Source organism: Micromonospora sp. TSRI0369 (assembly GCF_001905625.1).
Lineage (GTDB): Bacteria > Actinomycetota > Actinomycetes > Mycobacteriales > Micromonosporaceae > Micromonospora > Micromonospora echinospora_A.
In genome coordinates this window covers 117,993-131,113 of the sequence record NZ_LIVU01000002.1, presented here as the reverse complement: position 1 = coordinate 131,113, position 13,121 = coordinate 117,993, and the positions used below count along the sequence as shown (strand labels likewise).

General features: G+C 71.0%; 13 protein-coding genes. 6 read left to right on the top strand and 7 right to left on the bottom strand.

What is annotated here, in order from left to right; all coding sequences use genetic code 11:
* The first annotated feature begins 146 nt into the window (after nt 1-146).
* Nucleotides 147-842, top strand: coding sequence for a hypothetical protein (locus AMK25_RS05925; protein ID WP_198937456.1), 696 nt, complete (start codon nt 147-149; stop codon nt 840-842).
* A gap of 130 nt (nt 843-972) precedes the next feature.
* Here AMK25_RS05925 and AMK25_RS05920 read toward each other — a convergent pair whose 3' ends face one another.
* The 7 genes from AMK25_RS05920 to AMK25_RS05890 form a co-directional block, all read right to left on the bottom strand.
* The gene (locus AMK25_RS05920) at nt 973-1,503 is read right to left on the bottom strand and encodes a hypothetical protein (protein WP_073827179.1); all 531 of its coding nucleotides are present in this window, start codon (nt 1,501-1,503) and stop codon (nt 973-975) included.
* 380 nt (nt 1,504-1,883) lie between these two features.
* Nucleotides 1,884-3,020: a tyrosine-type recombinase/integrase gene (locus tag AMK25_RS05915; RefSeq protein ID WP_073827178.1), complete on the bottom strand. Its 1,137-nt coding sequence runs from the start codon at nt 3,018-3,020 to the stop codon at nt 1,884-1,886.
* A 63-nt stretch (nt 3,021-3,083) separates the two neighbouring features.
* Nucleotides 3,084-3,386, bottom strand: a complete 303-nt coding sequence (locus AMK25_RS31500) for a helix-turn-helix domain-containing protein (RefSeq protein ID WP_083664643.1) — start codon at nt 3,384-3,386, stop codon at nt 3,084-3,086.
* A gap of 80 nt (nt 3,387-3,466) precedes the next feature.
* Nucleotides 3,467-3,949, bottom strand: coding sequence for a hypothetical protein (locus AMK25_RS05905; protein WP_241826259.1), 483 nt, complete (start codon nt 3,947-3,949; stop codon nt 3,467-3,469).
* A gap of 148 nt (nt 3,950-4,097) precedes the next feature.
* Nucleotides 4,098-4,643 (bottom strand): DNA cytosine methyltransferase, encoded by a 546-nt coding sequence (locus tag AMK25_RS05900; protein WP_073827177.1) that lies wholly within the window; start codon nt 4,641-4,643, stop codon nt 4,098-4,100.
* Nucleotides 4,644-4,751: 108 nt separating this feature from the next.
* On the bottom strand, nt 4,752-5,750 hold the full coding sequence (locus AMK25_RS05895; RefSeq protein WP_073827752.1) for a TRM11 family SAM-dependent methyltransferase: 999 nt from the start codon (nt 5,748-5,750) through the stop codon (nt 4,752-4,754).
* Entirely contained in the window at nt 5,734-6,654 is a 921-nt protein-coding gene (locus AMK25_RS05890; RefSeq protein ID WP_073827176.1) for a hypothetical protein, read from the bottom strand. Before AMK25_RS05890 ends, AMK25_RS05895 begins: the two co-directional genes overlap by 17 nt.
* Before the next feature lie 828 nt (nt 6,655-7,482).
* On the opposite strand from AMK25_RS05890, the gene AMK25_RS05885 reads away from it, so the two are divergent.
* From AMK25_RS05885 to AMK25_RS05860, 5 genes are all read left to right on the top strand, one after another.
* On the top strand, nt 7,483-8,367 hold the full coding sequence (locus AMK25_RS05885; protein ID WP_073827175.1) for a hypothetical protein: 885 nt from the start codon (nt 7,483-7,485) through the stop codon (nt 8,365-8,367).
* Between the two features lie 642 nt (nt 8,368-9,009).
* Nucleotides 9,010-9,402: a pilin gene (locus AMK25_RS05875; protein ID WP_013285002.1), complete on the top strand. Its 393-nt coding sequence runs from the start codon at nt 9,010-9,012 to the stop codon at nt 9,400-9,402.
* Between the two features lie 2 nt (nt 9,403-9,404).
* Nucleotides 9,405-10,319, top strand: coding sequence for a conjugal transfer protein TrbL family protein (locus AMK25_RS05870; RefSeq protein ID WP_073827174.1), 915 nt, complete (start codon nt 9,405-9,407; stop codon nt 10,317-10,319).
* Nucleotides 10,316-11,278 (top strand): PrgI family protein, encoded by a 963-nt coding sequence (locus AMK25_RS05865; RefSeq protein ID WP_073827173.1) that lies wholly within the window; start codon nt 10,316-10,318, stop codon nt 11,276-11,278. The genes AMK25_RS05870 and AMK25_RS05865 overlap by 4 nt, the downstream gene beginning before the upstream one ends.
* A complete protein-coding gene (locus AMK25_RS05860) occupies nt 11,275-13,116 on the top strand; it encodes a VirB4 family type IV secretion system protein (RefSeq protein ID WP_073827172.1) in 1,842 nt (613 codons plus the stop codon). The genes AMK25_RS05865 and AMK25_RS05860 overlap by 4 nt, the downstream gene beginning before the upstream one ends.
* Nucleotides 13,117-13,121 lie beyond the last annotated feature (5 nt).

The window sequence follows — 13,121 nt, the reverse complement described above, 5'->3', positions numbered from 1 at the left end:
TGTGGTGGCTTAGGTGCGGCTGCACTGCTTTCGGCACATCCGGACGCCGACGAACGGCGCCGACGGCACTTGGGTGACGAGCGCTTCGCAGCATGAGCGGCCGGCGTAGCGATACAGGATCGACTAAAGACGATGCGGTCACAGGTATGACCAGCGATGATCGGTCGGTGGGAAAGGTGCGCGGGACCGATGGTCTGCGCGGCCGTTTCGAGGGCGCGTTGCGCGACCTGCGGGGGCGGCGCCTGACGTCGGTCGACTACTGGGACGTGCACAACTTCGGCCCGGAACGCGCGCCATGGGACTATGGCGACTGGCACCACGCCGTCATGGGCGTGCAACTCGGCACCGACCTCGGCGCCGTGACCGTGACCTGGACCGACACGTTCTACCCCTATGGCATCGAGGTCTTCCACGAGCCGATCGGACATCACCTCGTCCTCGGCGAATCCGGTCCGGCCCGCGTCGGCCCGGATGTCGAGGGCCAGAGTCGCTGGGCTCCACTTCTCGGATCAAGGGTGCACAGCACGGCCTGCCACTGGGAGCAGTTCCAGATCGGGCCGAGCCGGCGGGCGAACGGCGGCATCGCCGCGCCGGCGCATTCGGTCGACGTGCCTGTCGCGTTGCGCCTGGATTTCGCCGCAGGTTCGATCTGGTTCGTCGCTGCCATCCCGCAGCTGCCCGACCCGCAGAGCGTCTTCATCCCCGGCGATGAAATCATGTGGTCTTCTCCGCCGAGAAGATGCGAGACCTGGGCTTCGAGGACCCCGCGTTCATTGGCCCATCCCCCTGACCAGCTCGACCAATTCAGCCGAACCCACACCCGTGCCCATAGGTGCGCCTGATCAAGAGGTTCGGTCGGGCGCAGGCGGCGATGTATTGATCAACGACCAGGGCGACGACGGCAACGGCGAGAAGATCCTGGTGGACGACGAAGCCCTTACCCGCCTGGATGACAACTTCGCTCTTGTGCGGTTACTCGGTGTTCAGGGTGACGATGACGCCCTGGTTCGCGCACGCTGTCTGCAGGCCCGACATGTGCATCGTCATTGGGCCCATGAACGCCAGCGCGCCCATCTCCTGCCCATTCGGGATCTGCGACATCTGCCAGGCGAGGTCCATCAGCGCGGTGCCGTGCTCGCGGATGTCGTCGTGGCGGGAGTCCTCGAACACCCTGCGGGCCTGTCGGTACTCGGCTTCGGTGAGCTTGTCATCGCCGCTGCCCTTAGCGCTGCCGTCGGCCTTCTTTCCCTCGCGCATGGCCTTGCAGGCGGCGACGCCGGTGTCCTCGCGGATGAACCGGTCGTACAGGCCGTAGCCGCCGACGGCGAGCAAGAGCACAGCGAGGGCCGCGGCGGCGGCGATCAGCGGCTTGCGGCTGGGCGCGGCCGGCGGTGCCGACGGCGTCATCCCAGCGGCGGTCGGCGGCCACTCGGCCGGCTGGTGCTGGACGGGCGGCTGGCCGTAGACGTCGTGCGGCTGCTGCGCCTGGTACGGGTTGGTCAAGACTGTCTCCCCACGTGACGTGTCGTGTCGATGATGGTTGGGATGCGGCTGCCGCCCTGCCCGTTGTCGGGTAGGTGACCGTGGGTGTGGCCGGTCAGCTGGTGCGGGTCGGTCGGAACGTGCCGACGGTGGCGGCCACATCGCCGGGCTTGTGGCGCCGCTTGTCGAACACGTACGGCTCGAGGAGGGTCCAGCCGTCGGCGCTGAGCTGCGCGAACCAGGCTTGACGGCGGAGTCTCAGGTGCTCTCCGCAGCGGTGCTAGTGCCCGCGAATGCGCGGCACAATCGCCCGCTCAACCAGTGCTCGCTCATGTCCAGTGCTGGGACGAGATGGTGTGGCCCCTATCGGCTGGACACCTATGCGCACCTCAGCAGCCTGATCAAGCGACCGGTCGCAGATGCCGCAGCGTGCTGTTGGGGCGGTCGGGTTGGGTTGTCTCCCAGCGTCGCTGCAGCGCGTCGACCAGGTTGGTGATCATGGGTTCGGTGACGTGGCTGTAGATGCCTCTGACGCCGGCGAGGCGGTGTCCGAGCCGTCGGGCCTGGGCGATTTCGGGGATGCCGTCTTCGATGAGCCAGGTTTTGTGGGTGTGGCGTAGGTCGTGGAAGTGCATGCCGGGCAGGATCGGCGGGATGTCTCGTTGGGGGTCGCCGGTGAGGGCGGGGGTCCAGGCGCGGCGGTTGAAGTTGGAGCGGCGTTGGTGGTAGCCGCGGGCGCCGGGGAAGACGGTGTGGTGGGGGTGTTCGGCGAGGTGGGTGGCGAGGAGGTTGGTGAGGAAGCGGGGTAGGCGGATGTGGCGGACGGAGTCGTTGGTTTTGGGTGGGCCGAGGTACAGCTTGCCTTCGACTTCGTGCAGGGCGCCGGTGTCGGGGTGGACGTAGATGCTGCCGAGGGTGAGGTCGAGGTTGTCTCGGTGTAGGCCGGCGAGTTCGCCCCAGCGCATGCCGGTGTAGGCGGCGGTGAGGATCATGAGGCCGTCGGAGGGCCGGGTTTGGCGGGCGACGATGGCGGCGACTTGTTCGGCGGTGGCGTGGGGTCGTTCGGCGCGGATGCCTTTGGGGATGCGGATTCCTCGGCAGGGGTTGAAGGGGATCCGGCGGTCTTCTACGGCTTCTTGCAGGACCATCGACAAGACCATGATCACGTCGGCGACGGATCGGGGTGCGAGGCGTTTGCCGAGGACGACGGCGAGGGTCTTGATGTGTTGGCGGCGGATGTCGACCAGGGGTAGCGGGCCGAGGCTGGGCAGGATGTGCAGCCGCAGATGGCTGCGGTAGGCGGCCCAGGTGGCGGGGGACGCTTGGTGGGTGGACTCCCAGATGGGCACCCATTCGGCGAGGGGGATCCGTCCACCGCGGGGGTCGATGAAGGTGTCGCGGGCGACTTCGACGTCGATCTCTTTGGCGCGGATGACGGCGTCGGCGCGCCGGTCATGGGTGGAGTCGGTGGTGACGGTGCCGTCGGTCATGCGGAGGCGGACGCGGAACTTCATGCCGCGTTGTTCCACCCAGGCCATGGGTTACTCCATTCGGTGCGGGTGCGGTGCGTCGGTGATGGACGCGTGACTTCGCGGGTCGGATCAAGTCGGCGCTGGCGGGTGGCGCCGCCGGTGGGTGCGGCGGCCGGTGGCCGGTTCTGCGGAGGCGGCGATGAGGGCGGCGAGGTCGGCGGCGGAGAAGCGCAGGTGTTTGCCGAGGAAGGTGCAGGGGATTTGGCGGCGCCCGGCGCGGCGGCGTAGCCAGGATTCCGGGATGCGCAGCAGCGCTGCGGCTTCGGCTGGTGTGTAGAGGCGCGGTTCCTGCTCGTCGTGGTGCCCTGTCGCGTGGGCGGGTGTGGGTGGCGGCGGTGGGCGTCGTCGGGGGCGGTGCGGGTTGTCGCGCACGGTGGGCTCCTCGCAGGCGCGGGTGGGGCGGGCTCATAGCGGGCGGATGTCTGGTCGGCTTGCGAAGAGCCCGCGGGTGGTCAGTGGTGGCGGCACAGCAGAAGGCGCAGGGCGGTCGCCGCTTGGGCGGGGACGACGCCGTTGCCAAGGACGCGCAACGCGCCGGTGCGTGGGAGATCGAGGGTGGGGTCGGTGACCCAGTTGGCGGGTAGGCCCATGAGCCATTCCACGAACGGCGGTGCGAGCACGGGCTTACCGTGCTGGCCGGGCTGGGCGGGCGCGGGAACGGGACGGCCGATCAGAAGCTCCCAGCGTGCGATCGCCGGGGCGTAGATCTGCCACGTGGTCTCGTCGGGTCTTCCGAGCGCGTCGCTGCTGAGCTGGGCGGGGGCGGTGCGTAGGTCGGGGTCCTCGTCGCCATGGTGGCCGGCGCTTCCCGTGTAGGAGATTCGGGGCTTCGATAGGCCAGGCACCAGAGACGGCAGGGGGACGTCCTCGTGGGAGCCACATCGTCCGGGGCAATCCTTCTGCCTGTCCGTCACGCGCGGCGTGGGGAGGAGCACCTGTGACAGCGGCGGTCGGAAACCGTCACCTGCGCGGCGGCCGGGGGTGCCGGTGTCGCTCGCGCGTGGGGTCGGCAACAGCTGGTGGCGGATGCCGCTCGAGGCGACGACGTCGGGCAGACCGCGCTGGTGCCCGGGTCCTTTGCCGTCACGGGCACAGGGCGTCGGCAGCGTTCGTATCTCTTCTCCCCTCTCCGGTGGTGGCGAGCAGGAACAGCCGGTCCCGTCGATGCGGGGCGCCGATGTCGGATGCGCGTAGGCATAGCCAGCTCGTGTCGTACCCGAGCGCGGCCAGGTCGGCGTGGACGACGTCGAGTCCGCGTGTGCGGAGGGCGGCGACGTTTTCCACAAAGACGAGGGGCGGTCGAAGAGCGCGAACAGCGTGAGCGACGCTTGTCCACAGGTTGCTGTGGACACCGGTGATGCCGGCGCGTTTGCCGGCGTTGGAGATGTCCTGGCAGGGGAAGCCTGCGGTGAGGATGTCGACGGGTGGAACGTCGGTCCAGTCGATGGTGCGGATGTCCCCGAGGTTGGGCACGTCGGGCCAGTGGTGGGCGCAGACGGTGGCGGCATGCCGGTCGGTTTCGGCGTACCAGGTGAGCTGGCCGCCGAGCACCAGCTCGACGGCCATGTCGAGGCCGCCGTATCCGGTGCACAGGGATCCGATGCGCAGTGCGGGTCGGTGGTCAATCACGCACCTCCGCCGCGTCGAACTGCGAGGGCTCACCGCGCGCGGCCAACAGCAGACGGCAGCAGCTGTACAGTCCCGCCGCGCGACTCGGGTGTCGGTGGGTAGGCCTACTCACGCGACCATCCCTCCCTCGAGGGTGTCCTTCAGGCTTCCTGAACGCGAGTCGGTCTGGCTCTTGCTGAACACGAGGACGTCCTCGTGTGCGATTAGGTGCATGGGGGTGCCGGCCGCCCGGGCCTTGCGGACGGCCTGGAGTTGGAAGAACGACGGCCGGGCGACGAGCCCGCCGTCGCGGATGGCGGCGAGCAGTGCCACGCACCGGTCGACGGGGGTGAGGCCGGCGCGGATTCCGGCGCCGATGACGGCCGAGGGGAGGTCGACGAGTTCGCCGTGCTTGCGCCACGGGCGGGCGGTCACGACGACGACCCCGCCGGGGCGTAGGAGGGTGTGGCAGCCGGTGAGGATCTGGGCGAACCCGTCGGCGAGGCCGGTGAGGTCGCGGTAGGCGAGGTTTCCGCGGTCGGTGCCGTCGTTGTAGGCGTTGTCGAACTTGGCCACGCCGTCGGTGCCGGGCCGGACGAGGCCGTGCACGGTCGGTCCGTACGGCGGGGAGGTTACGACGAGGGCGATCTGCCCGGTCAGGGCCGCGGGTACGAGCGAGAGGATGCTGGTGGCGTCGCCGCGGATGACGCCGGCCCGGCCGGTCGCGCCCTGGGTGTGGGCATGTTTGATGTTGGCGTCGGCGATGTCGGACCAGCGGGACTCGTACTCCATGCCGATCGCGTCGCGGCCGGCGTGGATGGCCTCGACGAGGGTGGTGCCGATCCCGCACATAGGGTCGAGCACCAGGTCCCCCGGTTGGGTGTAGGCGGTGACGGCGTGCGCGGCGATCGCGGGGAGCATCCGCGCCGGGTGTTGCACGGACTCGCGGACGTACCGGCCTCGGCGCTGGACCGGTCCGGTGGCCTGGGCCGTCGCCCACACCGTCAGGCCCTCAGCGCCAGCAGCAGCCCGATGGCCTCCGATCGGGTCGATGGTGGCGGCGGTCGGTGTGCTCTGCTCGTTGGGGTCGCCGGCGGTGTCTGCGTGGTGCTTAGCCACGGCGACCACCGCCCTCGCGCCCGCCTCGTCCACGCGGGGCGCGGCTCTGGGATCGGCTGAAGACCATCAGGTCCGCGTGGATGCGCAGGTGCGCCATCTGCCACCGCTGGTCGGTGGTGGTGAGGGTGAGTAGTTCCTCGTCGGTGACGTGGTAGACGAAGGCGTCGCCGTCGGTGTCGGCGGTGACGGCGACGAGGTGCTGCAGGTAGCCCAGTCCGACGCTGGCGGCGGCCTGGACCATGCCGGAGAAGTCTTCCGGGCTGGCGGTGGTGCCGGTCGGGACGGTGACGACGAGGATCAGGCAGCCGCCCGGTTGCAGCAGTGCGGCGCAGGCGGTCAGCAGCCACGCCAGCCGGACCCGGTTGGCGGCGGCGTGCTCGTGCAGGGGCCAGCAGGCGACCACGAGACTGGTCGCCTGCTGCAGGGCGTTGTCGGGTGGCGGGTCGGTCGGCGTGTCGGTCGGTGGGTGCAGTTGCGGGTCGGTGAGATCGTCACCGAACCAGGCGCCCATCTCGGGCAGGTCGTCCTGTTCCCCCGGTTCCGCGTCGCCGGTGGTGCCGGCGGACGGGGCTACGGTGGCTGGGCCGATGATCAGGCTGGACGTGTCGGTGAACCACGCGGGGTGGTGACGGCGCGCTCCGGCCGCGCAGGCCTGGGTGAGGGCGTGGTCGATGGTGATGTCGACGACCGCTTCGCCGGGGCGGCTGTAGGCGGCGATGAGGCGGCCGGCCAGTCGGGTGCCGATGCTGCGTCCGGCGTCGCCCGGGGTGTGGGCGGTGCGCCAGACGGTGAGCGGTACCGGCGGGTCGCCGGCGACCAGGTCGATCGCGGTGGGGTCGACCTGGGCCAGCGGGCCGGTGTCGGCGGTGGGGTCGGGATGCGGGTTGTGGTGCTGCGGCGTGTGCTCGCTCATGTGGTGTCGGCTCCGCGCCGCGCCGTGGTGCGCTGACACCCTCAAACCGGTGTTTGTCAGCTGTGGCGAACACCTGCCCCTCTCACGGTGATCTCACGAATCTTTGACAGCCGGTTTCCGTCCGCTTGGCTGTCCTGGGGCTCCGGGATGTTCACGCGGGCGCCGACTCCATGGGTCGGATCACTATCGGGAGGCTGCCAGAGCCGTCGATCGTCCCAGTTTTGTCAGCCGCCCAGTGTCACGGCCACCTCGGCCATGCCAGCGGCGTACGCCAATGACACGGGGTGCTGGCCGGCGTTGTCAGACCGCTGTCCGACTTCGCCGGCCAGCAGCGGCGTCACCGGGGGCGCCGGCTCCGAAGCTGTCATTCGGACGGCGGCTTGTCAGACCGTCACGGCCCGGCGGACGGACGCTGTCAGCCGGGGCACCCCACGCCCCTTGGCCGCCGACAGGCGGCGGGGCGTCCAGCCGATCGCGGTCTGTCACTGTTCGCTGTCCAGCGCTGTGAGACGGGCTGGGAGGCGTCGTCGGACCCGCGCCGCGATGGCGCGTCCTCTCATCCGGCCGCGGCTGCGGAGCGTGTCCGTCCGTCTCTGGTCGTGTCAGAGCGCAGGTCAGCGTGGCGTATCAGAACGGTGCACGTCGACGTCGATCGTCAGTGAGCGGTGGTGTCGCGAGAGGCGACTGATGGCGTCGACCCGGTGTCCATGTCGGCCAGCCTGCGTTGTCAGGGGTCCGTGAGGCCGGGGTGGCGCAATGGCGGTCAGGCGTGCCGGCTGCTGCTCCGGCCCGTCATCGACATTCGTCTCTGACATGGGAGTTCCTGACATGACATCCTCCGCCACCGGCTGGCCCGACTCGCCTCTGGACGCCGTGGACACCGCCTTCGCCGACCTGACCTGCGACCCCGACCCGTTGTCCCTGGACCTCGATTCGCTTGTCGGGCAGCTCGGTGATGACACCGGTCTGCCCAGGGGTGTCATCGCGCTGCCGGCGTTGCGGCAGTGGCTGCTGGAGCATCCCCGCGCCTACAGGGTGCGGGACGTGGTGTGGCGTGAGCTGATCTTGCGCGCCCGCCTCGATGGGCCGGCCTGGGTCATCGCCGCGGTCGCCCTGGCGATGCCGGCGCTGCGCCGCTATGCCGGCCGGCTGCGCACCGGCTGGGCCGGCGACGCCTACGACCTGGACGCCGAGATCCTCACCGGTTTCCTGACCGCGCTGCGCGACCGGGTTGACCTGGCCCGCCCGGCGCCGTACGCGGCGTTGTGCATGGCCGCGTGGCGAGCGGGCCATGAACTGCGGCAACGTGCTGGCGCCGAGGCCGTGCCGGTGGACGACCTCGATCACGTCACCGGCCCGCGTACTCCGAAGCGGCCCTACGGGCATCCGGACCTCCTCGTGCGCCGCGCCGTCGAGGTGGGCATCGTCGACGAGTGCGATGAGCAGCCCTACATCGACCTGCGGCTGGGCCGGCGGGCCATCGAACCCATCGCCGCACGGCTCGGCGTGGAGGTCGACACGCTGCGGCGGCGCGTCGAGCGCATCGACGTGCGCATCGCCGAAGCGCTCGCCGCCGGGCTTCTCACCGAGGTGATCTCATCGCGGGTGCAGGAGGACCTCGCCGCGGCGGCCGAGCGACGCCAGCACATTCGGGCCGCCCGCGGCACCGGTCCGCGACCGGCTGCGGCGCGGGTGAGGCTGGCAGCCGCCTGAGGTGCCGTCCCCGTTGAGCGCCCCGACGCGGGCCCGGCCATCTGGTCGGGTCCGCGACCGTGTGCGGCGAGCCTGCCGTGCCGCAGCGGCCGCCGGTTCCCACCCCCGGGTACGGCGGCGAACCGCCGTGAACCGCTGCGGGGCAGGCTGTCGGGACTCTCACAGCGGCGCTCAGGGGATGTCGAGGAGGCGGCTGTGAGGTTCCGGCGCCGACGCTGAGAGGCGGTTCCGTCACCAGCGGCATGCTCGTCCGGAAAGGCGTTCCGGCCAGGGTCGTTAGAGGTTTGTGAGGTGGTGTTGGAGCGCTGTGGGACCGGCAGGTGTTCGCCAGGGCTCACAAACGCCGGTTTGAGGGTGCGGAACTCCTCCGGCGCCACCACGGCGTCATGCGGAGGTTTGGTTTCGCCCGCCGTCGGGCCGGGACATAGGGCTGACACGGGACCGGGTGCCTCGGGTGCCGCGCCACGTTGATGCGCTGACACCTCATCGATGACCGCTGACCCGAATGGGAGGACGAGCTCCTCCCGAGGTTCACCGCGCTCCCCTGTCCGGCATGTGTCTCCCGCGCCCGGCGGCGGCTCCCCGACCGCCGTTTCGACTATTCGCGCCGGCCGTGAGCCGGTGCGGGAGGTGCAGCCACCCATGTTCCCCACGTTGTGGGCACGGTCTCGTGCTCTGACCATTGCGCTGTCCACGCTTCGCCGCGTCGCCCGGGTCGCCGCGCCCGCCGCGGCTGCCCTCGGGATGCTGGCCGTGCCCGCCGTCGCCTACGGCGACGCCGGTGAGCCGGTCATCCTGGCCGTCAACGACCTGCCCACCGTCATCGCCAACCTGCAGGCCTGGGTGATGGGCATCCTGGCCGCCGTCGCCACCCTGTTCCTGGTCCTGGCCGGGGTGTACTGGGCCACCGCCGGTGGCGACCCCGTCCAGGTCGACAAGGCCAAGGGCGCGTTGAAGAACGCGCTGATCGGCTACGGCCTGGCCGTGCTCGCGCCCGTCCTGCTGAGGGTCGTTCAGGGAATCGTCGGAGGCTGACGATGGCCTGGGCGCTCAACCAGATCCTCGAATGGTTCGCCGGTCTGCTGCTGGATTGCCTGAACGGGCTCATCACCGCGATCACCCGCGCGCTGCTGATCACCCCGGACGTCACCAGCCTGCCGCAGGTGCAGGCCCTGACCGGACGGTCGGTCTGGGTCGTCGACACCGTCTTCGTCCTGGCGTTCGTCATCGCTGGTGTTCTCACCATGGTCGCCGGCGGTGACGAACGTGCCCGCTACACCGCGAAGGATCTCCTGCCGCGGTGCGTGGTCGGGTTCGTCACCGCCCACTTCTCGCAGCTGATCGCGGGCACGCTGATCGAGGTCGCGAACGCGTTCACCACCGCCCTGACCGCGCAGGACTTCAACGGTGACGGGGCCCTCGACGCCGTCAAGACCCACCTGATGGCCGCGCGGGACCAGAGCGCCGGGCTGCTGTTCGTCGTCTGCCTGGCGATCATCGTTGTCCTGCTCGCCGCCACCGCTTGCAGTGTGATCGTCCGCTTCGCGGTCGCGCTGGTGCTCACCGCGGTCGCGCCGATCGCCCTCGCGTGCCACGCCCTGCCGCAAACCGACGGCGTGGCCCGCCTGTGGTGGCGGTCGTACGTCGCCATGCTGGCCATCCCGGTGGTGCAGGCGTTCGTGCTGTTCGCCGGCCAGTGGATGCTGCTGGACACCAGCAGCATGCTGCCGCTGCTGGGCCTGCCGGTCGAACCGGGCGGGACGCTCAACCTGTTCGTCGTGATGGTCCTGCTGTGGACCACGGTCAAGGTGCCTGCGCTGATGCGCCGCTACGCCACCAGCGGCGCAGGCGGGCACGGCGGCAATCCGCTCGGCGCGGTCGTGCGGGTCGTCGTGGTGCAGCAACTCACCCGCGGGCTGCGCATCCCCGGCCTTGGGGCGGTGCGACGATGAACCGCGACCACCGCGACGAACAGCCCGTCACCGCCCGCATGCCCGCCGATGTAGACGCGCCGGACAAGGTGCTCTACGGGCTGACATTCCGGCAACTCGCGATCGTGGCGGTGGCCGCCATCGCCTTCTACGGCGGCGGGAAGGCCCTGCACACCATCGTGCCCGCGCCGGTGCTGCTCGGCGCGGCCGTCGTGCTCGGCGGCCTGGTGTTCGGCCTCGCTGTCGGCCGCCGCGACGGACTGCCCATGGACGTGTGGCTGGCCTGCGCGGTACGCCACTGGCGGGCGCCGCGCGCGTTGTCCACCACCGACACCACCGCGACAACACCCGACTGGGTACAGGCCCCGACGTCGACGGTGCCACTGCCGGCCCCGCTGAGGTTGCCCGCCGACGCCATCGACGACCGCGGGGAGATCAGCCTCGGCGCGGTGAAGGCGGCCATGGTCGCGGCGACCAGCGTCAACCTCGCGTTGCGCACCGCCGACGAGCAGGCCGCCCTGGTCGACACGTTCGGCCGGTGGCTCAACAGCCTGTCCACGCCGACGCAGATCGTGGTGTCGGCGCAGCCGGTCGACCTGCACTCCGCCGCCCACACCGTCGCCCAGGCGGCGGACGCCCTGCCGCACCCGGCTCTCGCGGACGCGGCGGCCGACCACGCCCGGTTCCTCGACGACCTCGCGCAGCGGCGGGATCCGTTGCGCCGGCAGGTCCTCATCGTCACCCGCACCACCCGCGGCGAACGGGGCGAGCACGCGGCCCGGCGCCGCGCCGACCAGACGGTCCGGTCGCTGTCCGGGCTGGGCGTCACCACCCGCGCCCTTGACGGCCACGCGACGACCGCCGCCCTGGCCGCCGCCGCCGACCCGTACCGGCCGCCCCGCCCCGGCGGACTCGCCGCCCCCCACACCACCATCACCGGACCTCCAGTCAGGAGGCCACGCACCAGGAGGACATCGTGATCTTCGTCAGGCGCCGACGCGCCCCGCACGACGACAACCCCAGCGCCAGCCCGCCGTCCGCAGGACTGGCGGCGGCGGTGGCACCGGCTTCGGTGGAGGTCACGCCCCGGTTCCTGCGAGTCGGAGACGGCTACGCCGCCACGCTGGTGGTGACCGGGTATCCGGCCGAGGTCGGGCCGGCGTGGCTGGAGCCGCTGCTGTCCTGGCCGGGCCGCCTCGACCTCGCGTTGCACATCGACCCGATCCCCGCGCCGGCGGCGGCGTCCCGGCTGCGCAACCAGCGCGCCCGCTTCGAATCGTCCCGGCGGGCCGATGCCGAGAAAGGGAAGTTGGCCGACCCGTCCGTGGAGGCCGCCGCCGACGACGCCGCCGACCTCGCCGAACGCCTCGCCCGCGGGGCGGCGAAGCTGTTCCGCGTCGGCCTGTACCTAACCGTGCACGCCCGCACCGAAGCCGAACTCCTCGACGCGTGCGCGCAGGTGAAGGCCGCCGCCGCGTCCACCCTGATCGAGGTGCAGCCCGCGACGTGGCGGCACCTGCCCGGCTGGACCACCACCCTGCCTCTCGCCACCGATTCGCTGCAGATGCGCCGCACCATGGACACCCAAGCCCTGGCGGCCGCGTTCCCGCTCGCGTCGGCGGACCTGCCCGCGCCGCTGCCCGGCGACCCCGCCACCACCGGCGGGGTGCTGTACGGGGTCAACCCGGACTCCCAGGGCATCGTCTGGTGGGACCGCTGGAGCTGCGAGAACCACAACAGCGTGATCCTGGCCCGATCCGGCGCCGGCAAGTCCTACCTCGTCAAACTCGACATCCTCCGCCAGCTCTACCAGGGGGTGCAGGTCGCCGTCGTCGACCCCGAGGACGAATACCTGCGCCTCGCGGACGCGGTCGGCGGCGCCATCGTGCGGCTCGGCGCACCCGGCGTGAAGATCAACCCCCTGGATCTGCCGGCCGGAGACGGCCGCCCGGACGTGCTCACCCGCCGCGGCCTGTTCCTCCACACGTTGATCAGCGTCCTGTTGGGGCAGGTGCCGCCGCCTGCCGAGCGCGCCGCCCTGGACCGGGCGATCCTGCAGGTGTACCGGCAGGCGGGCATCACCGCCGATCCGGCCACCCACCACCGGCCCGCTCCCCTGCTGAAGGATCTGGCCGCGACATTGCGGGCCGACGACAACGGCGCCGCCCACGAACTCGCCGCCCGGCTGGCGCCGTGGGTGGCCGGCTCGTTCTCCGACCTGTTCGACTCACCGACCACGACCCGCCCGGACGGGCACCTCGTGGTCTGGAGCCTGCGGCAGCTGCCGGACGAACTGCGCACCGTCGGCACCCTGCTCGCGCTGGACGAGATCTGGCGGCAGGTCGACCTCCCACCTCAATATCGGCGGCGGCCCCGCGAAGGATCCCGCCCGCAGGGCCGGCGGCTGGTGGTGGTGGATGAGGCGTGGCTGCTGATGCGCGACGGGGAAGGCGCCCGGTTCCTGTTCAAGATGTCGAAGGCCGGCCGCAAGCGCAACGCCGGCCTGTCGGTCATCACCCAGGACGTCGCCGACGTGCTCGGCACCGACCTCGGCCACGCCGTCGTCGCGAATGCGGCCACGCAGGTGCTGCTCAAGCAGGCCCCGCAGGCCATCGACCAGGTCGCCGACGCGTTCGGCCTGACCGCCGGGGAACGCCGGCTGCTGCTGTCGGCCCGGGTCGGGCACGGTCTGCTGATCTCCGGCACGAACCGGACCGCGTTCGAGTCGATCTCCTCCCAGGCCGAACATGTTCTCGCGACCACCACACCGTCCGACCTCGCCGACCTCGACCCCGACGACACGGAGGAGGACCTGTGACACCG